Below are 23,741 nucleotides of genomic sequence, written 5' to 3'. Positions count from 1 at the left end.
GGGAGATGTTTAAACAATGAAAATTCTACATACATCAGACTGGCATCTCGGCCGCACCCTGGAAGGCAGGAGCAGGATACCGGAGCAGCGCCTGTTTATTGATGAACTCTGTGCCATTGTTGACGAAAACGGGATTAATCTGATTTTAATTGCCGGAGATGTGTTTGACACCTATAACCCGCCGGCGGAGGCCGAGGCATTGTTTTATGAGGCTGTAGAACGGCTTGCCGGAAACGGTCTCAGGGGCGTTGTTGCCATCGCCGGAAATCATGACAGTCCGGACCGGCTTCATGCCGCCAATCCCATAGCACAAAAGCACGGCATCTATCTTTACGGTTATCCGGGTGAAGAGCTAACAGGGAGCGCTATGGTAAAAGGCGGGCCCGGCTGGGCGGAAATTGCGGTTCCCGGCTGCAGTGAGCATGCCTTGGTAGTTGTCCTGCCATATCCCTCTGAACAGAGGCTCAATGAGATATTGTCCGGATCCCTTGAGGATAAGGACATGCAGCTAGCCTATTCGGAAAGGGTCAAACTGGCCTTCAGTGAAGGAGCGGCTCACTTCCGGGATGATACAGTAAACCTTGCTGTGAGTCACCTGTTTGTTCTTGGCGGCAGGGCCTCGGAGTCAGAACGGGAAATCCAGTTGGGCGGAGCCTATGTGGTGGAACCCGCCGCTCTGCCGGCTAATGCCCACTATGTAGCCCTGGGCCACCTGCACCGCCCCCAGAAGGTTGGCGGCAGCCCGGTACCCAGCCGTTATTCGGGATCACCTCTCTGTTATAGCTTTTCAGAGGCTGACAGGCAAAAGGAGGTTGTCATTATTGATGCATTTCCGGGAAAAATAGCAGAGGTGGGCACTTTATGCCTTACCAGCGGAAAGCCCCTGCGCTCTCTCAGGTTTTCCTGCTATCAGGAGGCTTATAGCTGGTGTGAATCTGAGGAAAACCGACATTTGTGGGCCGATATGGAAATCGCCAGCGCGGAACCGCTGACTGCCTCACAGGTGGTTGATATAAGGAAATTGCACCCGGGTGTAATCAGTATCCGGGTTCTGCTTCCAGGGGTCAGTGAAGAAGAAACCGGTAACGTCCGGCGGCTCTCGGAGCTTTCGGCAGAAGAAAAGTTCAGGCGGTTCGCTGCCAGGGAAACAGGTGCATTCCCTGAACAGGAATTGGTGGAGATGTTCCTGGAACTCCTTGAGGGAGGTGATGCCGATGCAGCCGGTGATGCTTAAGTTCAGAGGACTGCAGAGCTACCGCGATGAACAGGTAATTGACTTTGGGCAGTTAGGCGCCGCCGGTATTTTTGGGGTATTTGGCCCGACAGGAGCGGGAAAATCCACCATTCTTGACGGGATTACCCTGGCCCTTTTCGGAAAGGTGACCCGGGCCAAAAGCGGGACCCGCGGCATAATGAATCAGTACGAGGATAAGCTTGCTGTTTCTTTTGAGTTTTCTCTGGGTGGGGAAAGATATCTTACCGAGCGGCTTTATCACAGGGACAGGCATGACCCTGATTCTGTCAAAATAAAGAATGCCAGGCTGGTGCAAACCTCTTCGGATTCTGTCCTGGCAGATAAGGCGAGTGACGTGGATGCCAGAGTAGCGGAACTTTTGGGGATGTCTTATGAGGACTTTTCGAGGGCAGTAATCCTGCCTCAGGGGAAATTTGACCAGTTTCTCAAACTAACCGGCGGCGAGCGGGCACGGATGCTGGAGAACATATTGAGGCTAGAGAGATATGGGGAGCAGTTATCAAAAAAGGTAACTGATCTGGAAAATGATTTGAAAAACAGGCTGGAAACTAATAATGGGCTCCTGGCCCAACTCGGTGAGGCTTCCGAGGAAGTAATTGCCACAGCTGAGGCTGACCTGGGAAAACAGGTACAGGCAGTAATGCACCAGGATCTGTTAAGAAAGCAGGCTGAAATTGAATTCAGGGAATTGGAGAAAACCGCCGGGCTTTACAGCGAGTTAGAGATAATGGTAAAGGAAAAACAGCGGCTGGATGCGGAGAGGCCGGTCATGGATAAACAGCGGGAGCGGCTCGAAAGGGCTCTCAAAGCTGAGCCTTTGCGCAGGCTCCTGGAGCAGGAGGCAGAAAATGTTCGCAAAGCCACAGATGCCGGTATGGTTTTAAAGCGACTGGAAGAAAAACAGGCAGATGCCGGGCAGAGGGAAGCAGAAGTTTTAATCCGGCTGCAGTCTGCAGAAAAAAAAGCGCCGTTAATTGATGACCTAAAGGAAAAAGAACTGCCACGGGCGGCCCTGGCAGCGGAATTTGAAAAACAGGTCTTGGTGTTGGAGGCAGAAACCGGTCGAATAAGAAAAGATCTTGAAGAGAAAACCAGCCAGATGGCAATGGCTTTTGATCAAGGTAAAAAACAGGGTGCGCTGTTGGAAAAGACCGGTAAGGAAAGTGCTTCCCAAAAGAAAAAACGTGAAGCCCTGTTACGGGTTCTTGAGTGCCGCGGCGCAATGGAAAGATGTCTGTCTGCCCTGGCTGAACTCGAAGGAGCCGAAAAACAGGAAACTGAAGTAAAAAATGCGCTGGCGGGAAAACAAAAGGCGCTTTCTGCCCAGGAAGAAAAAGTATTACAAATGCTGTCTGAAAACATGGAAGTCAAGCACGCAAAACCGGGTGAAAATGGTTTAGCAGACCTGATGAATAAGGCTGCCGCTGTTGTCAGTCAGGCTACCGACACTAAGCGGCTTCAGGCTCAAATCCTGGAAGGAGTAATTGCAGGGAACATGGCCGGGGCATTGGCAAACCGGCTGCGGACCGGAGCGCCCTGCCCGGTATGTGGGTCATTAAATCATCCCCAGCTTGCGGCAGAAGCTCACGGGGGAGATAGTGGGCTGGAAGATGCCAGGTCCAGGGCTGCAGAGGCCGGGCAGAGACTGGAACAACTGCTGGTATGGCAGCGCGAAACGGGGATAGAATATAATACCTACAAAAACATCCTGGCAGATATTAAAACAGAATACCTGCCTAACCGCGAAACAAAGACCCTGGCTGTAGAAGCAGCAGCGGCGAAGTTTACCACAGCCTTAGCACTGCTGGCTGAGGCTGCCGCTAAAACTGAGACTGGCGATATACTCGGATTGCCCTGGGACCCCTGCCGGGACCGGGGAAAGGTCCGTGAAGCCAGAAACACCCTGGTAAATGCAGAAAACAATGTTAAGTCCCTGGAGGACCAAATCAGGGTATCTGAAGAAAACATCAGGGCTGCTGAAGCAGAACTCTTCGAATTGAGGACCAGGTACAGGGAATTGGCTGCTGAAAAAGCCGGACTGGAAAACTCGCAGAATGCGGCAAGCAAAAGTCTGTTGGAGCAGCAAGCCGGGTTAACTGAAATAACCGGCGGGAAAACTGCCCGCGCTTTTGAGAAAGAGGTCAGGGACCAAATTGCTTTACTCCAGAGAGAGCTTACCGAGGCCCGCAAAACATGGGAATCGCTGCAGCACGAGAAACAGGAAATATCCCGGGATTTGGCTGTAGCTGCTGCGGGTATGAGCGGGTTAAGTGAGAGCCTGGACCGGCTGCGCAGCGAGCTTCGGGCTCAGGTTGCCAATGAGGGATTTGACAGCATTACAGACCTCAGGCAGGCCCTTATTGAACCTGGCGAGCGGAGTGGGATACAAAACACAATCAATGAGTATGATAACCAGTTGGATCACCTGGATAAAGGCATCAGGGGACTGCAGAACAAAATTGGGGCCGCGGAATTTGACTGCGAAAAACTGGAGCTGGCCAGGGAAAGCCTCGAGAAACTGGCCGTTGAATATGCTGAAGCCGTGAGGACAGAAGGTGTGCTGAAAAACCAACTGGCAGTGCTAAAGGAAAAACACAGCATCTGGAATCAGCTCAGGGAGGAAAAGAAGTATCTCCTGCGCAGGAGGGAACTGGCGGGTAAACTGATAAGTCTGCTCAAAGGAAGAAAATACGTTCAGTTTCTCGCTGAAGAACATTTGAGAGATATGGCTGCTGAAGCCTCCCTCAGGCTGGGGGCCCTTACCGGACAGAGATACAGCCTGGAACTTGACGAAAGCGGTAATTTCGTGATGCGGGATGATTACAGCGGTTCACAGAGGAGGCCTGTCAATACCCTGTCAGGAGGGGAGACCTTCCTCACTTCACTGGCCCTGGCTCTGGCCCTCTCATCAAAGATTCAGCTAAAGGGGCAATACCCACTGGGTTTCTTCTTCCTTGACGAAGGCTTTGGCACCCTTGACCAGGAAAAGCTGGAGATTGTCATGGGTACTCTGGAAAGGCTTCATGATGGCAGCCGGATGGTAGGTGTGATAACTCATGTGCCTGAACTAAGAAACAGGCTGCCCCGCAGTCTGGAAGTAATCCCGGCACAGCAGGACGGGACAGGAAGCAGGGTTGAGATTAAGGCAAATTAAAATCGATCAAATTTAGGATTTTCGAGCCCGGCGCAGATTGACCAAGTTACAGATGTAGTCATAAATATAAGATTACATCATAAGTTTAAAAGTAAATGGTTTAGTTTGCGGGAGGGTTGTTTTTGAAAAAAGATGATTTCAGCAGTATACATGAACAAATAGAAGTATACCTGAAGGCAGTAGAAAACAATCCCCAGGATATTTGGTCATTATTAAGGCTGGGCTATACCTATACCCGGGCTGAAATGTTCAGGGAGGCAGTCGCGGCATACATGAAAGCGATTGCACTTGACCCCTCCATGTACCTGGCACATTACGGGCTCGGTTATTCCTATATGAAGTCAAAGCGGATTGAAGAGGCTATCAGGTCTTTTGAGAATGCCCTGCACTACAATCCAAATTATGTCCAGGCGCTGTACCGGCTGGGATATATAGCCTGTGAACAGCAGCGGTATGAAGATGCGGTTGCTTATTTGCACAGACTGGTTAACCTGGAAGAAAAGCACGGGAAAGGATACTTTTGCCTGGGTAAAGCCTATAATTCGCTGGGAAACTGGGATGCAGCCATCGCAGCCCTGAATAGAGCCCTGGAACTTAACCCTAACTTTGAGTTTGCCTGGTATCAGTTAAGTCTTGCTTATACAGGCAAGAAACACTTTCACAAGGCATTGGAAACACTTCAGAAGGTGGCTGAGATAAACCCCAGGCTGGAATATGTATATGACCAGATGGGCCGGATTTATCTTAAAATCAGGCGCGGCGGGGATGCTGTTTTGATGCACCAGAAGGCGGTAGAAATAGCGCCTAAATTGGCACATCTGTGGAAAAACCTTGGCGTGGCTTATTTAAGAGAGAAAAAATACTGGGAGGCAATTGCAAGTCTGAATAAATCACTTGATATTAATAAAAATAACGGGACAGCCCATTACTATCTGGGATGTTCATATAGGAGTCTGGGAGAAAAAGAACTCTGCATAAAACATTTCCGGGAAACTCTGAGGCAGTTGCCAAATCACCAGAAGGCCAGAATGATTCTGCAGGAAATGGATGAATCCGGTGAAATGCTGCAGGAAAAAACCGCGGTGAGAAGCGGGGAAAACCAAATAGTGGGCGAAAGCAAAACAGGGGACGAAAACAGCAGGGTTTCAATGGATGAAAAGTTACTTCAGCTTAAGGAAAAGTGGCGGGATAATACTCCCTGCAAATGATTGACCGGCAATTTGCCGGTCTTTTTGGTATATTAATAGAGGCAAAGCTTGGGAAGAAAATAAGGGAAAGAGGTAGAAAAATTACCAATATTATTGTATACTATTATTGATAAAATACTATTTTCAATAGTACATACAAAACCGTAGAAAACGACAGGACACAGCGAAGGCGAATAGGGAGGGAAATGTCTTGACAGAAAAAATTGTTAATGCTTATCGTTTGATGAGCCTTCCAAAAAGGATTATACTGATTTTACTTATTCTTGCTGTGGCTGTCTCCGGTTATGTCGCTGCAGCTGCTGCTGCCGGCGGGGTTTCGTACAGCGATCGGTATCCGGCGGGAGGAAGTACTGTCGGCAATGCAGCACCCGATATCGGGGTCAAAATTTCCTTTACCGAAGGAATGGTTTCTGCTGATACTGTAAGCATGACACTTAATTCCCAACCTGTGCAGCCTTTAATTGATATATCAGCGGGAAGCGCTCTGGTGTCTTATACTCCTCAGGAAATGCTGGCAGACGGGGATTACACGGTTAATGTCAGTGTTTATGATTCCATAAAAGGCAGTGATGAAACCGATTCCTGGACTTTTACGGTTGATGCCGCACCTGACCTGGCAAACCTGGTTCCTGCCAGAGATGCTGTTATCTCTTCAGCCAGTCAGCAGGTTTCCATGAGCATCAGTGACAGGCTGGACAACCTTGACAAAGCTGCTCTTAAAGTAAAAATTGACGGTAAAGCAGTAACACCGGTGTTTAAATTTAAAGGACATAATGAAACCAGGATATATAGTGATTCCTGCGGTACATGGACCCAGACAGTATGGGTTGTGGACAGCTACCAAGAAGGAACGGTAAACTTTTCAGCCGACGGACTTGCAGATGGACTGCATGCTGTGGAAGTAAGCATAGCTGATGTAAAAGGGAATGCGATGACCGAAACATGGTCATTCACAGTAGGCACGCCGCCATCGTTCAGCGGACTGGTACCCGGGGCCGGCAGCTTTCAGGGAACAGTATCCCGGGTTTCTGCCGTGATAACTGATACCAATCCGGTTGACTGGGATACTGTGGTCATGAAGATAGACGGGGAAACGGCAGCACATACTGTTGATGCAGCAGCAAATACAGTTTATTTTGACGGCAGTTTTCCCACCGGCAGTTATGATGTTCATCTGGAGGCCGCAGATTCAGATGGAAACCTGGGCACAAAGACCTGGCAGTTTACTACAGATACCGGTTCTCCTGAGCCGGTTGCCCGGACTCCGGAACAGGGCAGCTCTGTAGAGAGCGCCGGCCAGCAGGTTTCTCTCGTGGTCAGGGACACCCTGGACAATCTGAATCAGGCCAGCGCCAGGGCCAAGCTGGACGGTGTTGCGGTAACGCCGGTATTTAAGTTTAAAGGACATCATGAAACACAGACCTTTGGCGACTCCTGCAGCAGCTGGACTGAGACCGTATGGGTAGTTGATACCTACAGGGAGGGAACAATAAGCTTTACGGCTTCCGGCCTTAAGGATGGCAGCCATACTGTGGAAATGAGTATAGCTGATACAAAAGGAAATACCATGACTGAAACATGGGCATTTAATATAGGCACACCGCCTTCGTTCAGCGGGTTTGTACCTGCTGCAGGGAGCAGTAAGGGCGGGGTGACCAGGGTTTCTGCAGTGATTCAGGATTCAAATGCCATTGACTGGGATACGGTGGTTATGAAGATAAACGGGACACTTGTATCACATACTGTTGACAGCATGACAAACACGGTTTATTATGACGGCAGTTTCCCCAGCGGAAGTTATCAGGCATATCTGGAAGTGAGTGACACTTCAGGGAACCTGGGTACCACTGCCTGGCAGTTTAATACAGATACCTCTTCACCTGAGCCTGTTGCCTGGACCCCTGAAAAAGGGGGAACCGTAAGAGTCTCAAATCCGGATGTGTCATTATTGGTTAGAGATACCCAGGATAACCTTGATAAGGCCAGCGTCCGGGCCAAAATTGACGGTGTTCCGGCTGCCCCGGTATTTCAATTTAAGGGCCACAGTGAGACCAGGACTTATGGAGATTCCTGCAGCAGCTGGACTGAGACGGTCTGGGTAGTTGACAGCTACAGGGAAGGAACGGTTAGTGTTCCGGCTTCAGGGCTGGCAGACGGGACTCACACTGCAGAGGTCAGCATAGCTGATACCAAAGGCAATGTAATGACCGAAACATGGTCCTTTACTGTTGGGGTGGCCCCAAAATTTACCGCTATTTCTCCGGCTGCCGGCAGTAAAAACAAGGGCAACGGTATTTCGGTCACCGCAAGTGACGGGAATGGGATAAACTGGGCCAGTGCTTTGATGCAGGTAAACGGACAGCCAGTGGACCCGGTGGTTGATCCTGCTGCCGGAACGGTTTCTTTTGCCGGAAGCATTCCGGACGGGAATACCTCGGTATATGTTGAGGTTAAGGATATTCTGGGCAATACCGGTTCACAGACGTGGAATTTCATCAAAGACTCCACACCTCCGGAAATGAAGTTCTTCCTTTACCGGACTGATAATACCGGTGTTGCCGGTACTGCAAAATCATTTGATAACGGCCTGGTGATTACCAACGGAATCCTCAAATTTACCGCACAGTTACATGACCTGATTAATATCCAGGGCGCTTCGGCAAACTTAAGGGGAACTGAAACCCTAAATGGCAGTATCGTGTCACTGGATGCTATGAATCTTGGCCTGCGTTACCGTGGTTATAATGATTCCTGTACAGGGGACTACATTATCACAGACAGGACTGAAGCTTATCTGAGTCACGAAAGTGTAATCAGAGACGGTGAATATATAATGACCCTCAACTACACTGATGAGCTGGGTAACTCGAAAGAATATCCGGTAACCTTTACTGTAGTATCACCGCCGGTTATCACAGGATTCGCACCACTTGAATATGGCATTGAGTGTCTGGAACCGGAAATATCGGCAGTGGTCAGGGATCCCAATGGAACTATTGGATCAATAGATATGAAACTGGACGGGGTTATAGTAAACCACAGCTTTGACCCGGTTTCGGGGAAGGTATCATATAAACCATCCCAGCCGCTGAGTGATGAAAGCTACCATACTGTTGTCCTTACTGCGGTTGACGACCAGGGACTGGTTACCACAAAGACATGGAAGTTCTACACCAATTCTAACCGGTATCCTGATATGGCTGATGCCAATTATACCAACTGCATGGCCTGCCACGATGTCAGCAATACCAGCATTCCCATTGAAAGCTCCATGCACCGGAAACTGCAGTTTTCCGGCAGTCACAGCGCCAATTGCGGGGAGTGCCACGATTATATTACAGCATATGCAGGTTGTGCCCAGTGCCATGGTGACCCTGATGAAGCAGAGGACTGGGGAGAGGGCCATGGTTACACTAAAAATATTGAATATAGCGCTGCCGGTTACGATACCATGTTCCCTATCAGGGTAAAACAGAATCGGGAGATCTTTGACTGTGTGATCTGTCACCAGCCCGGTTCCCAGGCCAAGGCACATGTGGGCTACCTGTATAAGGCTACCATGGTTATGGATAACCACGATATCCCTGACCTTCATAAAGTGTCTGACTCAGACTGCGCCAAATGCCACTCGACTTCTCTTACCAGGGAGCATGCCAGAGATGGCAGGGTTGACGGCAGCGGGAATCCGATAACCTGTAACACGTGCCATATGAGCACTGATACCATGGTAAAGAGCGCTATTGCAAATAATGACAAGAACTGCCTTTCCTGTCATGAGAACGCTGACCATGGAACAGTACATACAAGCAGCCTTGACAGCAACTGCCAGACCTGCCACAAGGCAGAACTTACATCAGAGCATATAAGCAATACAACAACTGCAGGCAGGAATTACAGCTGTGATACCTGCCACACCAGCTCCCTAAATGACGTTAAGAGAACCGTTGCCCGTGACAGCCTGGAATGTGCAGGATGCCACAGGCAGGGGCATAACATGGTCTTTGCTGATAAGTTCCCGGGAGACATTCCTCTTAATGACAACTTCCTGTGGAGTACTCCAATGGAAGCATCCATTTTCGCCGGGGAATCTGCGACTCCGGTGGGTTACGGCAGCGGACAGGTGGTTATATCGTCCAGAAGAGCTGATATTACTCCGGACACAGTATGGAATTATTACTATAACCAATTAAAGGCCGATGGCTGGATACTTAAGTCAGGAATGCCGTCAGACACAGCAGTTTACTTCTCTGAGGAGTTTGAGAAGGAAGGCAGATTTATTACCATCAGATGTTTTAACACGGTCTTAGCTGATGGCACAGGACCCGGAAACCTCGGTTACCGGACCGAAATATGGTATAAGTAGCAGACAGACCACACCAAGACCACGTTTAGACCGCGCCTTGGCGTGGTCTCTTGATAAAAAGAAAGGGGAATTTACTCTTGTATAAGAAAAGTTTAGTAATGATTTTAATCCTGGTGATTGCCATTGGCGCCGTTGGATGCGGCAGTAAAAACGAATCGGGAACCCAAAGTGGGCCCGGCAGTCCGGAAACCCAGGGGACCCAGCCGGAAGTTGTAGAAGTTGAGACAAATGCTGAAATTGGCCGGGATGTTATCAAAGACAAAGATTTGCTGAGCATTGCCTATGTAGCCATGACCAATGGCTCAGCCCAGGTTTTTATTAATCAGAAGTACCCAATCTTTGCTGAGGAAATGGAGAAGATAGGAAAAAGGGTTGAATTCATCGATGCCCACGGCCTTCAGGAAGTATATCCCATGTTGGACAGGAAAAAAGGGGCTCCGGAATTCATTTATATTCCTCATACCGCTTTTACAACTTATAACACCGGAAAATCAAAGTACGGCGGTAGTGACAAATATACGGTTATTGCCGGAAGCGTCCAGTCCAATGACGTAAATCTTGTTGCAAGGCCCGAAATAAAATCTCTTAAAGATCTGGATGGGAAAAAAGTGGGGATAGCAAATCTTAGGTATGCCGATGATTTTCAACTGAACAGGGTTTTAGCAGGTGTGGGGCTGGGGACCAGTACATATGGAGGTACTGTAGAAGTGGTCTGGGACAACATAATCAGTAACCTCTGGCAGAATTATGCAGACGGGGAATATGCCGCTATTGTTAACTTTGATAATGCCAATAACCTTCCCACAGCTTTGAGTAAGGTGTCAGGCAGTCATGTCTTTTCACTTAACCCGGATGGCTTGTTCGGCGAAATTCAGCCCCGGGTCTGGCTGGCGGCACAAAAAGAGCTGATTAATAATAACCCCGATTTGGTTAAAGCCTTTTTGCAGGCTCATGTAATGTCAACAGACAAGGCCATGGAACAACGGGATGAACTTCCTGCATTGAACAGGGAACTGCGTATTAAATGGTTTGCTGATAAAGGGGCTGCCAAAGAAGACCTGGAAAAGCAAAATACTTTGGATAAATTTGAAAAGTCCTGGCAGGAGGCGGCGGTTAGCTATGATCCCGGCATGAATTATGCTGCCGGGTTGCATGAATATATGAGCAAGGAAGGTCATTTTAAAGATTTACCCTTAAATGAATTTGTGCAGGTTGATTTGTTAAATGAGGTTTTGCAGGAAATGGGCAAGAAGCCCGTAAAGGCTGAATAATATTGTACCACGAGCGGAGCGAAGTGAAGTGAAGCATGGGGCTGACCCGAAAGTCTTAAATGACTGAGGGGCGGTCCCTTTAATTATTGAAAATGTTATGCAGGATAATTCTGAAAAGTGGCGAAAATTAGTGGTAAAAGCCAGAAAATAACATATAAAATAACATAAAATTCATATACACTTCTGGGATATCTTGAAGAAAGGAGGTGGAGGAATGAAGCAGGTCATGATTGATATCAGCAGGTGTTTGGGGTGTAAATCCTGTGAACTTGCCTGTGCAGTTGCCCATTCAGAATCAAAAAGCCTTGTAGGCGCGTTATTTGAGGGGGAAAAGCCTAAAAGGCGGGTCTGTGTTGAAACTGGCGATAAGATAACTTTTCCGCTGCAGTGCCGGCACTGTGAGGATGCCAGGTGTATCGATGCCTGTATGTCAGGCGCCATGTTCAGGGATGCGGAAACACAGACTGTGCAAGTAAACCCTGACAGGTGTGTGGGCTGCTGGATGTGTGTCATGGTATGTCCCTTTGGAGCAATTTTGCAGCAAAGGGAAGAAAACACAGCCATAAAATGTGACCGCTGTATTAATGAGGATGTTCCTGCATGTGTACAGGCGTGTCCTACAAAAGCGATAAAATTCATTGAAATAGATGCTTTCAGTAGGGATAAAAGAAACCAGTACCTGACAAATTTTCGGTTCTTGGAGGAGGGTAAGTAATGAAGTTTGATGAGATAACCATTGACCGGGCATCACAACAGATGCTGGGCAAGGCTGAAAAGGAAGGAATTGAGACAGTCTGGGACCGGCTTAAGGCACAGGAGCCGCAGTGCGGGTTCGGCCTGTTGGGAATTTGCTGCCGCAACTGCAATATGGGTCCTTGCCGGATTGACCCTTTTGGAGACGGCCCTGACAGGGGTGTCTGTGGGGCGACTGCAGATACTATTGTAGCCAGGAATCTCCTGCGGGCTATAGCTGCCGGAGCGGCAGCACATTCGGATCATGGCCGGGACATAGCAAATACGTTTTATGCGGCCGCCGCCGGTGATGCTGCAGACTACACCATCAAAGACGAAGCTAAGCTGAAGGCACTTGCCGGCGAGTTCGGGATTGGAACTGAGGGAAGAGAAAACAATAAAATAGCGCTTGATCTGGCCGGAGCAATTCTGGAGGAGTTTGGCAGTACCAAAGGGAAGCTTCAGTTTATCAACCGGGCTCCGGAAAAGAGGAGACAGCTCTGGGAAAAACTTGATATCCTGCCCAGAGGTATTGACAGGGAAATTGTTGAATGCCTGCACAGAACTCATATTGGAGTAGACAATGATTATGTCAACCTGGTTTTGCATGGACTGCGGACCTCCCTGGGTGACGGGTGGGGCGGTTCCCATATTGCCACTGAGCTTTCCGATGTCCTGTTCGGAGTTCCCAAGCCGGTTAGAGGGTCTTCAAATCTGGGGGTACTTAAGGAAGACTATGTTAATATAATTCTCCATGGTCATGAGCCGACACTTTCTGATATGATTGTTTTTGCAGCCCGTGATGAGCAGATCCTGGCTGAAGCCGCCAAGCTGGGGGCAAAAGGAATCAATGTATGCGGCATCTGCTGCACCGGAAACGAGATTCTGATGCGCCACGGTGTCCCTGTTGCCGGGAATTTCCTGCAGCAGGAACTGGCTATTATCACTGGAGCTGTGGAAGCCATGATAGTTGATGTCCAGTGTATCATGCCTGCCTTGACCCAGGTCGCCGGCTGCTATCATACCAGGATTATTTCAACTTCACCAAAAGCAAAATTCCCCGGCGCTGAGCATATTCCCTTTGAAGAGCACAATGCCCTGGAAACAGCCAAAAAAATTGTCCTCACAGCAGTGGACAACTTTAAAAACCGCAGGCCGGAGAAAGTCAGTATTCCAAATGACAAAATGGAATACATGGCGGGTTTCAGCGTTGAGGCCATTCTTGCTGCTTTGGGAGGTTCCCTGAATCCTCTTCTTGATGCCGTTAAGTCCGGCGCCATTAAAGGGATAGTGGGGGTTGTCGGGTGCAATAATCCGAAAGTTAAGCAGGACTCAGGGCATATTACGTTTGTCAGGGAACTGATTAAAAACGATATTCTGGTGGTAGGTACCGGGTGTGCTATGATTGCCTGTGCCAAACAGGGTTTACTCCTGCCTGAAGCTGCCGGGGAAGCGGGACACGGGCTTCGCAGTGTCTGTGAAAGCCTGGGAGTCCCTCCTGTGCTGCATATGGGGTCTTGTGTGGATATCAGCCGTATTCTTACGGTGGCTGCTGCCATGGCTAATGCCCTTGGTGTGGATATCAGTGATCTGCCGCTGGCCGGGGCTGCTCCCGAATGGATGTCTGAAAAAGCCGTTTCCATTGGCGCCTATGTGGTTGGTTCGGGAATCTATACCATCCTGGGGACCGTACCTCCCGTTCTGGGAAGCCCGAATGTGGTTCAACTGCTGACTAAGGGAGCTGAAGACGTGGTCGGAGCAGCCTTTGCTGTTGAGACAGACCCGGTGGCAGCCGCAGGCTTGGCACTGCAGCATATCCAAAAGAAGAGGGCAGCGCTGGGAATTTAGAGTAATCCAGAACTTGGTATCTTACGGGGGTGTAACCGTGCATTATGTTATTATAGGAGCCAGTGCAGCCGGGATAAGCGCGGCCGAGACCTTGGTCCGCCTTGAACCTGATGCGGAAATTACTGTGGTTTCCAGGGAAAAGGATATCGCCTATTCCCGCTGCCTGGTAACTTATTATATTTCAGGACAAATCAACAGGGATGCGGTTTTCATCAGAACCAGTGAGCAGTTAAAGGCCTTGGGAGTGCGCTTTATAGCCGCAACAGAGGCTGTAGGGCTGGATGCGGAGCAAAAACACATGACCTTATCAGATTCTGCGGTTATTTCCTATGACAGGCTTCTGGCGGCCTCCGGAGCATCACCGGTAATCCCGGATATTAAAGGAATAATAGGGCAGGGAGTATATACTCTGAGAACAATTGCAGATGCAGACAGCATCATTGCTGAAATAACAGAGAGTAAAGCTGTCGCTATTCTTGGGGACGGACTGGTGGCGGTAACTGCAGCAATAGCCCTGAATAAACGGGGGATGCGAGTTAGTCTGGTGGGGATTGCACCACATATTCTGGCGGGATTTCTTGACAGCAGGGCTGCCGGAATGATTCAGGACAGGTTGGCCGAAACCGGTATCCGATTTTACCTGGGGAAATCCTTTAACGAGGTGAATCGTGACACCGAAGGCAGACTCAATGGTGTTATCCTGTCTGACGGTACAAGCCTTGAGGCAGATATGGCTTTGGTTGCCGCCGGTGTGAAACCGGAATTAAAATTCTTCGGGGAAACGGCGGTTGCCGCAGAAAACGGGCTTCTGGTTGATGAATACATGGAAACAAGTATTCCGGGAATATATGCGGCAGGGGATGTGGTCCAGGCTTACGATGTTGTCAGAAATGCGCCGGTATGGAATCCACTGTGGCCCAATGCCGTTGAGCAGGGGCGTTTTGCCGCCCTGAATATGGCAGGAAGGAAAGCGCCGTACCGCGGCAGCGCCAATATGAATTCCCTTAATATAGGCGGTATCCCGTTGGTTTGTGCGGGAATTGCCAATTCCGAACTTCCTGACTATGAATCATTTTATGTTTCTGATAATAATTCGACATATGAAAAACTTGTATTCCGGAATGAAAAATTAGCAGGATTTATTTTGTTGGGAAAAACCGAAAAATCCGGTGTTTTAACATCTTTACTGAGACATGAAACCATCTCACCGACACAAAAGGCTAAACTTTTGCGAGGAGATTTTTCTTATACTGCCCTTACAGGTCCGAATCACTAAGAAGCCTGAAAACTGCATAAATTTAAACTGGAAATCCCCGGAAATGTTCGCATTTTTTCGGGGATTTTCGTTGTCATTTTGTGATGGTATTTGACGTACGATTCTTACTCTTTCTAGCAGGGAAAGGAATTTAACAAATTGAAACCCTTATTATGAATACTGAGGGAAACAAGTTAAAGACAAAAATTAAAGGAGAGGTCTGAAATGAGTAATATGGTTTTCCAGTATCAAAGGGTTTCTAATGCTAAGCAGGTATTTGATTCTCTGAAAAGGCTGTTCAGGCAGTTGTTTACCGTCACCAGTGTTTATTCACTGACCGGGTGGTTCTATGAGATAACAAAACAGGAGGACAAGGCGCTTCATTATTACGAAAAGGCTGTTAACACCTCATCTCAGAAGGGAAATTTGCATTTCAGAATAGGCCACCTACAGTACCGGAAAGGTCTGGTGAAGGAAGCCGGGGAGTCATTTCGCAAAGCTGCAGACTCAGGCATAAATGAGGCCCCGGTTTTCTGGGTAGAGGCAGGGGGAGTGAATGGTGTTCCGGAGGTTATTGATACAGATGCCATTAGCTGCCAATTGGTAAATATGCCTAACTCAGTTGAAGCTATGATTGCCAAAGGCAAGTACTATTACCAAAACGATTTGAGCAAAGAAGCCAAGTCCTGTTTCCGTCAGGCTCTGGATTTTGACCCGGAAAATACGGAAGCTCTGCTCCACTATGGTCTTTGCCTCTGTTCCGACGGTGAATATGAGGATGCGCTGGAACGATTTAAAAGATCTGCCGAAATTCAACCCGGTAATCCGGCAGTATACGTGAACATGGGATTGTGTTTCAGCAACCTGGGCGAGCATAAAAAGGCGCTAAAGTGCTACGAAAAAGCAGAGGAGCTTAAGCTGATTAATGTTGAACTCCTGAATAACAAGGGATTTTCCCTGGCCCAGTTGGGGGATCATGAAAAATCACTGCTTTGTTATGACTTAGCCCTGGAATGGAGCCCCAGTGACCTGACACTGCTGAGCAACAAGGGCACCTGTCTCTGTCAGGCCGGAAGGCATGCAGAAGCCATAAAATGTTTTGATACGGCTTTGGGAAAATACCCCAATGATGTCACCCTGCTAAACAATAAAGCCTTGTGTCTTGAAGCTATGGGAAGACATTTAGAGGCTCTGGCAGTATATAATGCCGGCTTGAAAACCGACCCCAAAAACAGTATGCTTAGTTTAAACAAGGGCGGATGTATGATTAAACTCAAAAGATATCAGGAAGCGCAAGCCTGTTATGACCGGATTATAAAGTATGACCCGGATAATCGTGAAGCATGGGGCTTCAAGGCTTCATTAATGGAGCAGATTGGAAATGATGACGATGCGGTTTACTGTTTTAACAGGTCTCTCGGACTGCACTGAACTGATGTTATATGTGGCAACAAATAGCCTTATACTATTCCGACTCAGCAAAAAAAAGTTACCGGTCACCTGGAATACCAGTGTGACGGGTAACTTTTTTTGCTGCGGTGAAAAGAATCATCTCCGCCGGTGTATCTTGTTGCGCCCTTTGTGCTTGGCAGTATACAGGACTTCATCGGCAATCCTGAGCAGCTGTTCCCCATTGTTGGCATCAATGGGGAAGCAGGCGACACCTCCACTGATAGTAATATTAACAGAGTTAGCAGTATCGGGGACATTTAGACAATGCTGCTCCACTGATATCCTGATTCGTTCTGCACAGGTGTATGCCTCCTCAATCCCCGTTGAGGGAAGAAGGATAAGAAACTCCTCGCCACCGTAACGGCATAATACATCTTTATCCCGGATATTGTTTTTAAAAATCAGAGTTACCTCTTTTAAGGCAATGTCTCCAGAAGGGTGACCATAGGTATCATTAAAATCCTTAAAATGGTCAATATCAATTATAATAAGTGATAAAGGCCTGTTAAACCTTTTAGAAAGGTCAATTTCCTTGTCCAGGCGCTGGGTGAAAAAGCGGTAGTTGTATAAACCTGTAAGCGGGTCTGTATTGGCCAGTTCCTCAACTTGAGCGTTATAGATGCACAACTGCTGGTAGGCCGACTGCAGCTCTGCTATTAATTCTTCTTTTTCCAACTGCTGCTGGTAAGTTCGCTTGAAGATGAATGAACTTAAAATCCCAAAGCATGCAGTAAAAGTCAGCTGAATTAAGAGTAATTCCGGGCTCAAAGTAATTTTATGGTAAACAAAGCCTACCACAGAGGTGCAGAGGTAAAGCAGTATGTTAATCAAAACAATCAGAGGGTATTTGGAAATTCCGTGCCTGATACCCATAACCAGCATGAGAAAATAGAATACCTGGGGAAGTCCTCCCGATTCATTAAATGTCAGGGTGAAGATATAAATCAGGTAAAGCGAGTCTATTATAGACAGAAAGAGAGAATACCGGTTGAGAGAAAGTTTTTCATGGTAAAAACTTATCAGGTAGTTGTAAAAGATAAAAATAACTGAAACAAAAAGGAGCCCGGTAGAAATCCTGCCGCTATAAAGCCAAAAAAGTACCGGGAAACCAAATATGGTCAACCAGCGTGCTTTGCAGATGAATAGTTCGTTAGCGCCACTGTTAAGGTTTTCCATAAGACACCGCCTTAACCGGTTAGATTCAAAAGAGGAAAAACCAATAATTTCGAGAAAAAGTATAAAAAAGGGGGTTGCACAAATGTTGAAAAAGAAGAGCAGAGTTATTGCTATATTGTTTGTCTTTGCCTTATTAATCATCCTGCTGCCCGGTTGCGGTACTGGAGATAAACCTGCGGCCGATAGCAGTGGATTTCTCAAAAATGATGCCCGGAAAAGTCTGCAAAGCGCTTATGCTGAAGACTATACCAGGATTTCCATAATCCGCGGAGCCTTAAACAAATACATTGTCAACCCCGATAACCCCAAATACCTCGGGACTGTGATGGGCGCTCTGGAAGCTGCCGTATTTCCCGAAGAGTACGAATTAAAACGGTTTACCCAGTTGGAAAACATATCGGCAGAGATGCGTAAAGAAATCATCAGCCAGCCTATGCTTGACATCACCGTTCAAACCAGGATAGTACTGAACCATATATATAGTGCAGTAATTAAACCGCTTTCGGACAGCCTTGATAAGGGTAACCCCATCACTACCGAGGAATTGCAGATAATCAATGCCGCAGCTCAGCAGCTTGACAGCCTGGCACAGGGTTATTCTGTATTATCCAATGATGGGGTTGACTTTAACAGTTCAGAGGCGCAGCGCTCTTTTATTTCACTGCAGAATTCTTTGAATGAACTTCAGAAGCTTGAACTTGTCAAATTAAGGGAAAATGAGCTGTGACATACTAAAAGGCTGCAAAAAAAATTAGCCGGAAAAAACTAACAAATTAAATAGATATAACAGTATTCGATATAATTCTTAATTATCCTGCCGTAAATAGCACTAAAAAAAAATCGCGAAATTTAGCAGGAGGTTTGGTTAAAATCTCGAATATAGTCTGAATAGAATTTTGAATTGCATAACAATTCAAAATATATCCTGGCAGATAAGGAGCATAATCGGTGGTGGCGGCAAATCTGGTCGAGGTTTTTACTTCCATTCAGGGTGAAGGACCCTATACGGGTGTCAGACAGGTCTTTATTCGGCTTTCCGGATGTAATCTGAGTTGTCGCTATTGTGATACAGATTGCGCCTTCGGGCAATACTTCCGCGTGGAGACCAGTCCCGGCAGCGGACGTTTTACCAGTTTACCAAATCCGGCAGAGACAGATACTGTCGCCGGGATAATCACCGACGCTGTTTCGGCGGCAGCAGTGCACAGTATCAGCCTTACCGGGGGAGAGCCTCTTCTGCAGCCAGAATTCATTAGCCAGTTAGGTTCAGTTTTGAAAGCCGAGGGATTCAGGATTTATCTGGAAACCAATGGAACTCTTCCGGAAGAGTTGGCTGAAGTTATGCCGGTAATTGACATAATAAGCATGGACATAAAACTACCGGATACTTCAGGTTATGATGATTTATGGGACAGACACGCCGAGTTCCTTAAAAAGAGTGCAGAGAAAGAAGTTTTTGTAAAGGTTGTAGTATCTTCAGAGACAAAAGACTCAGTGCTTATTAAAACGTGTAATTTGATAAGAGAGGTTGACCACAGGATACCTCTTATTATACAGCCTGTAACACCACATCAAGGGTTACCGGTTAGGCCCATGAGCATTGTGGCACTGATGGAATTGCAGGAGAAGGCGCTACAGTATATTTCAGATGTCAGAGTAATACCCCAGGTGCACAAATTTATGGGGCAGTTGTAAGGAGGACTAAAATATGTTTGACAAGGAAAAAATTGAAACAGCGGTTCGTATGATACTTGAGGCTATCGGTGAAGATCCGGAAAGGGAAGGTTTGGTGGCAACCCCTTCAAGAGTAGCCAGGATGTATGAAGAGATATTTTGCGGTATGTATGAAGATCCGCGCAAGCACCTGCAGGTGATGTTCACTGAAGACCATGAGGAAATGGTGCTCATTAAAGATATCCCTTTCTATTCCATGTGTGAGCATCACTTGCTGCCATTCTTTGGACAGGCACATGTAGCTTATATACCCAGAAAGGGAAAAATCACCGGACTTTCTAAACTGGCCCGTACTGTGGAGACCATTGCCAAAAGGCCCCAGCTGCAGGAACGGCTGACCTGTACTATTGCCGATATGATTATGGAATCCCTTAATGCTCTTGGTGTGCTGGTAGTTGTTGAAGCGGAACACATGTGTATGACCATGAGGGGTGTGAAGAAACCCGGGTCAATGACTCTTACTTCAGCGGTGCGTGGTTTGTTTAAAAGTAGTCAGGCTACCCGTGCGGAGGCTTTTTCATTGATAAGGAAACACTAAGAAAAGAAATGCCGGCATCCCTTTGGTTCATTGGGATTGCCGGTGTTTTATTATTCGCGGAGTACAGGCCACTTGATTTCTTGGTAAAAACTGATTACAATAGTTTCAGGCTGTATTTTCGGAAGGGGATTGTTTAACATGGCTGAGCAGGAAACCGATAAGCTGGAGCTTATTGCTTCCAAGCATTTTAAAAGTTATAATGAAATGTACAAGGTTGTTGATTATCTGAATAAGACCTTGAAGCATAAAAAAGTTATGTTTGGGCTTAATAAGAATCAAGATGGAACCCTGACAATTAATATATACGAAATATAAAGCAGGTTTGGCCTGCTTTTTTAGTCATAGGGAGGGACTTATGCTTATTCTTGTTAGTAATGATGACGGCATACAAGCCCCGGGTATCAATGCACTCAGAACAACCCTGGAACAGCTGGGGGATGTTTATGTGGTGGCACCGGACAGACCGAGAAGCGCTTCCGGCCTGGGGATAACCATCCACAAACCGCTGCGGGCTGAGCAAGTTGAGTTTTCCGGAAGCAGCTCTAAAGGCTATGCAGTCAATGGAACACCTTCAGATTGTGTCAAACTTGCCATCCAGGCGCTGCTGCCCCGCAGGCCTGATATTGTGGTGGCCGGAATTAATCTGGGGCCAAATCTGGGTACAGATGTGCTTTATTCGGGAACAGTCTCAGCTGCACTTGAAGGGGTAATCAATGATGTACCTTCAATCGCTGTCTCACTGGCTTCGTGGGAAAGTGCGGACTTTGATTTTGCGGCAGAGTTTACCCGGCGGCTTGTAGAGGTTGTAGTATGTAATGGGCTGCCGGATGAAATGCTTCTCAATGTAAATGTGCCTGCCCTGAAGGATGGCAGAAAACCTGCCAAAGTCGCAGTAACCCGACTGGGTAAGAGGCGTTATGAGAATACTTTTGAAAAGAGACGTGACCCCCGCGGCAAGGAATATTACTGGATGGGCGGCGAGGTTATGGATATAATGGCTGAACCGGGTACTGATATCGCCTCGGTCAAGAATGGCGAAATATCGGTCACCCCCTTGTGTTTTGATGTAACAGGCAATGACTTTATCAACATGGTCAGGGAATGGAATTTAGGCAGTATCTTATAAACTAATCGGATTATTTGGGGCCGGGATGGGTTATAGCAGTACCCGTCCCGGCTTCTGCTTAATGGGGCGTGCGCCGCTGATGTGCTGCTTGAAGAAGCTGATGTCTGAGCGGTGTTAATTATCGGATCAGTCTATTAATATATGGAAGCTTGCGGAGGTCATTTTTTTTCAGTGACCCCATCAAGGCCACAGCAAAAATGTAAAACACAAATCCACAGCCAAGGGAAACAATCACACTCAGGAAGTTTAGTCCCAGCGCCTGATGCAGTAACTTATATAATCCTGAGTAAATCATGGCCGTAAGCAGACCGGCTGTAACAGGCTTGAAGACGTCATTTTTGATGTTTATATGACAACCCGTTTTCCGGTAAAGTGACAGGATGTTAAGTCCGGCAGCCAGAATAAAAAAAACATCAAAACAATAAGCTATTGCATTTATCCCAAGTGACGGGCGAGAAGAAATTGTGTAGATACCGAGAATCTTGACGAATCCGGCAACAATCATATTTCTGAGAGGTATTACAGGGTAACCCAGCCCCTGAAGCACCCCGGTAGTCGTCTGCTGCAGGTAGGCAAAGAGTCCTCCAAAAGCAAGGATTGCCAGCAACTGCCCAGCTTCAGAAGAACCAAAAATAGCCTGAGTTATGGCATCGGGGAGAATCATAAATGCAGAAACAAAGGGGACCGCAGCCAGAAGTGTAACCCTTATGGCTTCACTGGTTCTGGAACTGACCACATAGCACCTGTTTTGCGCTACTGCCTCGGAAATTGCGGGAACCAGGCTTGTTGCCAGGGAAACTGTGATAACCGAGGGTACGGAAAGTAAGGTCAGAGCAACACCTGTAAGCTGCCCGTAAATTGCTGTCGCAGCTGATGTCGAATGACCGGCTTCCCTCAGTACATAGGGAATAAGCATTGAATCAATAGACAGCATTAGAGTTGCGGCAATTCGTCCCAGGGTTATCGGGGTACACATTTTAAAGAGTTTTCGTAAAATATTGTATGATGCAGTTATCCCTGGCAGGGATAGGACAATACTTAATGGCTTACGGCGCACAAAGCTGGTTATCAGGACTGTTAGACCGAATAACTCTCCGATAACACCGGCCCCGGCAATTCCGGCTGCTGCCCACTGGATTCCCCGGGGAAGCAGGTAAACAGCCAGACTTATTCCAAAAAAAACCCTGATTACCTGTTCGACAACCTGACTCACAGCAGGTGGCTTCATGTCCATCAAGCCCTGGAAGAAACCGCGAAATGCGGAACTCAACGAGACGATAAAAATTCCCGGGAGCAGGCACCTGAATACCGGATATACCATTTTATTAACAAAAACATGTTTCAGCAGCAGTGGTGATGCCATATAGGAAATTACCGTAAAAAAGCCTCCTGATACTATCAGAATTATAAGAGAGAGCCAGAGCACCTGGTAACTAAGCCTGCGGTTGCCGGTGACTTCCGCTTCTGAGACCAGTTTGGATATCCCCAATGGGATACCTGCTGTTGTGAGCACAATAATCAGGATATAGACGGGATATACCAGATTATACAGGCCCACACCTTCAGGCCCGATTAACCGGTAGATAGCTGCCTGATAAATAAAACCGATTACCCTGTTTACAGTGGCTGCTGCCATTAGTACCAAAGCACCGTGTACGAACGACCTTTTCATTGGTGACCTCCGGAATGGTTTATGCTTAATTAAATATTTATTAATCCAGGCTTGGATTATGTCTTATCATTGCTTTATCCCACAGCTAATTAAGAGGAATCTGTGGACGATTGTCTAATAATAATATCAACAAAGGAACAGGAGGATACCGCTTCATGAACTTGGCAGGAAACAAAGTCAGGATAAGAAACATTACCAGGGCAGATATTCCGCTGCTGGTTAAATGGAAAAACGACCCGGAAATAGCGGATCTTGTCAGGGGAGCGCCGATTAACACCACATTTGAAATTGAGAGCCGGAGATATGAAAAGGGCCTGGGTGAATATGATACCTTACGGCTGATTATTGAATCACTGACAGGCAGTTCGATTGGGTTTATATCACTGGGATCTATAGATAAAGAGAACCGGAAGGCAGAAGTGGGGATGCTCATAGGAGAGAAACGGATGTGGAACCAGGGGTACGGCACGGATGCACTGGTTACCCTGCTGAGGCATCTGTTTCTTGAATTGGATTTTCACCGGGTTGGACTCGAAGTTTTTGAATATAATGTCAGGGCTAAAAAGGTTTATGAAAAAATAGGTTTCAGTATAGAAGGCCTGGAACGACAAGGGTTATACAGGAATGGGAGATATTATGATGTTATTCTGATGGGAATTCTCAGGGACGAGTTTCTCGGTAAACACCGGATTTTCACATAAAAAAAACACTGTAACTTTGACAGTGTAAAAATCGTGTTTATGGCAGGGGAGACAGGACTCGAACCTGCAACCAACGGTTTTGGAGACCGCTACTCTACCAATTGAGCTACTCCCCTGCGATTCGTAGAACATCATTTAGTATAAATGATATGCGTTAATTTGTCAATTGATTCTGTCTTGTAAAATTGTAGCGGATTTTTATAAAAATTTAATGATATACTTAAAAAATGAGGTTTCCGGTAATATAATATTCTAT

At 47.2% G+C, this 23,741-nt stretch carries 17 protein-coding genes and 1 tRNA gene; 15 read left to right on the top strand and 3 right to left on the bottom strand.

Translation table 11 applies throughout. From position 1 onward, the window contains the following. Window positions 1-16 precede the first annotated feature (16 nt). From Ga0451573_RS01405 to Ga0451573_RS01365, 9 genes are all read left to right on the top strand, one after another. Entirely contained in the window at window positions 17-1,234 is a 1,218-nt protein-coding gene (locus tag Ga0451573_RS01405) for a metallophosphoesterase family protein (RefSeq protein ID WP_231682078.1), read from the top strand. Beyond that, window positions 1,215-4,409 carry an AAA family ATPase gene (locus Ga0451573_RS01400; RefSeq protein WP_231682077.1) on the top strand — a complete coding sequence of 1,065 codons (3,195 nt, stop codon included), beginning with the start codon at window positions 1,215-1,217 and terminating at the stop codon, window positions 4,407-4,409. Before Ga0451573_RS01405 ends, Ga0451573_RS01400 begins: the two co-directional genes overlap by 20 nt. A 122-nt stretch (window positions 4,410-4,531) precedes the next feature. After that, a complete protein-coding gene (locus Ga0451573_RS01395) occupies window positions 4,532-5,617 on the top strand; it encodes a tetratricopeptide repeat protein (RefSeq protein ID WP_231682076.1) in 1,086 nt (361 codons plus the stop codon). A 190-nt stretch (window positions 5,618-5,807) separates the two neighbouring features. Further along, window positions 5,808-9,980 (top strand): hypothetical protein, encoded by a 4,173-nt coding sequence (locus Ga0451573_RS01390; protein WP_231682075.1) that lies wholly within the window; start codon window positions 5,808-5,810, stop codon window positions 9,978-9,980. 77 nt (window positions 9,981-10,057) lie between these two features. Then, window positions 10,058-11,251 carry an ABC transporter substrate-binding protein gene (locus Ga0451573_RS01385; RefSeq protein WP_231682074.1) on the top strand — a complete coding sequence of 398 codons (1,194 nt, stop codon included), beginning with the start codon at window positions 10,058-10,060 and terminating at the stop codon, window positions 11,249-11,251. Window positions 11,252-11,465: 214 nt separating this feature from the next. Continuing rightward, on the top strand, window positions 11,466-11,966 hold the full coding sequence (locus Ga0451573_RS01380) for a 4Fe-4S dicluster domain-containing protein (RefSeq protein WP_231682073.1): 501 nt from the start codon (window positions 11,466-11,468) through the stop codon (window positions 11,964-11,966). Continuing rightward, a complete protein-coding gene (gene cooS / locus Ga0451573_RS01375) occupies window positions 11,966-13,831 on the top strand; it encodes an anaerobic carbon-monoxide dehydrogenase catalytic subunit (RefSeq protein ID WP_231682072.1) in 1,866 nt (621 codons plus the stop codon). The genes Ga0451573_RS01380 and cooS overlap by 1 nt, the downstream gene beginning before the upstream one ends. Window positions 13,832-13,868: 37 nt before the next feature. Then, window positions 13,869-15,107 (top strand): NAD(P)/FAD-dependent oxidoreductase, encoded by a 1,239-nt coding sequence (locus Ga0451573_RS01370; RefSeq protein WP_231682071.1) that lies wholly within the window; start codon window positions 13,869-13,871, stop codon window positions 15,105-15,107. Between the two features lie 204 nt (window positions 15,108-15,311). After that, the gene (locus Ga0451573_RS01365; protein ID WP_231682070.1) at window positions 15,312-16,517 is read left to right on the top strand and encodes a tetratricopeptide repeat protein; all 1,206 of its coding nucleotides are present in this window, start codon (window positions 15,312-15,314) and stop codon (window positions 16,515-16,517) included. 117 nt (window positions 16,518-16,634) lie between these two features. Here Ga0451573_RS01365 and Ga0451573_RS01360 read toward each other — a convergent pair whose 3' ends face one another. Further along, complete coding sequence (locus Ga0451573_RS01360; protein WP_231682069.1) at window positions 16,635-17,714, bottom strand: GGDEF domain-containing protein; 1,080 nt, start codon at window positions 17,712-17,714, stop codon at window positions 16,635-16,637. 82 nt (window positions 17,715-17,796) lie between these two features. Between Ga0451573_RS01360 and Ga0451573_RS01355 the strand changes: the two genes are divergently transcribed. From Ga0451573_RS01355 to surE, 5 genes are all read left to right on the top strand, one after another. After that, window positions 17,797-18,441 (top strand): hypothetical protein, encoded by a 645-nt coding sequence (locus tag Ga0451573_RS01355; RefSeq protein ID WP_231682068.1) that lies wholly within the window; start codon window positions 17,797-17,799, stop codon window positions 18,439-18,441. 221 nt (window positions 18,442-18,662) lie between these two features. Continuing rightward, the gene (locus Ga0451573_RS01350) at window positions 18,663-19,409 is read left to right on the top strand and encodes a 7-carboxy-7-deazaguanine synthase QueE (RefSeq protein WP_231682067.1); all 747 of its coding nucleotides are present in this window, start codon (window positions 18,663-18,665) and stop codon (window positions 19,407-19,409) included. Window positions 19,410-19,422: 13 nt separating this feature from the next. Further along, entirely contained in the window at window positions 19,423-19,986 is a 564-nt protein-coding gene (gene folE / locus Ga0451573_RS01345) for a GTP cyclohydrolase I FolE (RefSeq protein WP_231682066.1), read from the top strand. Between the two features lie 138 nt (window positions 19,987-20,124). After that, window positions 20,125-20,301, top strand: a complete 177-nt coding sequence (locus tag Ga0451573_RS01340; RefSeq protein WP_231682065.1) for a YpmA family protein — start codon at window positions 20,125-20,127, stop codon at window positions 20,299-20,301. A gap of 40 nt (window positions 20,302-20,341) precedes the next feature. Then, a complete protein-coding gene (gene surE / locus Ga0451573_RS01335) occupies window positions 20,342-21,112 on the top strand; it encodes a 5'/3'-nucleotidase SurE (RefSeq protein WP_231682064.1) in 771 nt (256 codons plus the stop codon). Between the two features lie 118 nt (window positions 21,113-21,230). Here the strand turns inward: surE and Ga0451573_RS01330 are convergent, their stop codons facing one another. Next, a complete protein-coding gene (locus Ga0451573_RS01330) occupies window positions 21,231-22,784 on the bottom strand; it encodes a putative polysaccharide biosynthesis protein (protein WP_231682063.1) in 1,554 nt (517 codons plus the stop codon). A gap of 155 nt (window positions 22,785-22,939) precedes the next feature. Between Ga0451573_RS01330 and Ga0451573_RS01325 the strand changes: the two genes are divergently transcribed. Further along, window positions 22,940-23,485, top strand: a complete 546-nt coding sequence (locus tag Ga0451573_RS01325; protein ID WP_231682062.1) for a GNAT family N-acetyltransferase — start codon at window positions 22,940-22,942, stop codon at window positions 23,483-23,485. 40 nt (window positions 23,486-23,525) lie between these two features. Here the strand turns inward: Ga0451573_RS01325 and Ga0451573_RS01320 are convergent. Further along, window positions 23,526-23,601 (bottom strand) — tRNA-Trp (locus Ga0451573_RS01320). Between the last annotated feature and the right edge of the window lie 140 nt (window positions 23,602-23,741).

The sequence above is a fragment of the Phosphitispora fastidiosa genome (assembly GCF_019008365.1).
Lineage (GTDB): Bacteria > Bacillota > Thermincolia > Thermincolales > UBA2595 > Phosphitispora > Phosphitispora fastidiosa.
Note: the sequence above shows the minus strand (reverse complement) of the source record. Positions and strands in the feature narration are given on the sequence as shown.

Bases quoted from the DNA above. Each gene is read 5' to 3' on its own strand.
- Ga0451573_RS01405 (WP_231682078.1), top strand. From the start codon at position 17: ATGAAAATTCTACATACATCAGACTGGCATCTCGGCCGCACCCTGGAA.
- Ga0451573_RS01400 (WP_231682077.1), top strand. From the start codon at position 1,215: ATGCAGCCGGTGATGCTTAAGTTCAGAGGACTGCAGAGCTACCGCGAT.
- Ga0451573_RS01380 (WP_231682073.1), top strand. From the start codon at position 11,466: ATGAAGCAGGTCATGATTGATATCAGCAGGTGTTTGGGGTGTAAATCC.
- cooS (WP_231682072.1), top strand. From the start codon at position 11,966: ATGAAGTTTGATGAGATAACCATTGACCGGGCATCACAACAGATGCTG.
- Ga0451573_RS01365 (WP_231682070.1), top strand. From the start codon at position 15,312: ATGAGTAATATGGTTTTCCAGTATCAAAGGGTTTCTAATGCTAAGCAG.
- Ga0451573_RS01360 (WP_231682069.1), bottom strand. From the start codon at position 17,714: ATGGAAAACCTTAACAGTGGCGCTAACGAACTATTCATCTGCAAAGCA.
- Ga0451573_RS01355 (WP_231682068.1), top strand. From the start codon at position 17,797: ATGTTGAAAAAGAAGAGCAGAGTTATTGCTATATTGTTTGTCTTTGCC.
- folE (WP_231682066.1), top strand. From the start codon at position 19,423: ATGTTTGACAAGGAAAAAATTGAAACAGCGGTTCGTATGATACTTGAG.
- Ga0451573_RS01340 (WP_231682065.1), top strand. From the start codon at position 20,125: ATGGCTGAGCAGGAAACCGATAAGCTGGAGCTTATTGCTTCCAAGCAT.
- surE (WP_231682064.1), top strand. From the start codon at position 20,342: ATGCTTATTCTTGTTAGTAATGATGACGGCATACAAGCCCCGGGTATC.
- Ga0451573_RS01330 (WP_231682063.1), bottom strand. From the start codon at position 22,784: ATGAAAAGGTCGTTCGTACACGGTGCTTTGGTACTAATGGCAGCAGCC.
- Ga0451573_RS01325 (WP_231682062.1), top strand. From the start codon at position 22,940: ATGAACTTGGCAGGAAACAAAGTCAGGATAAGAAACATTACCAGGGCA.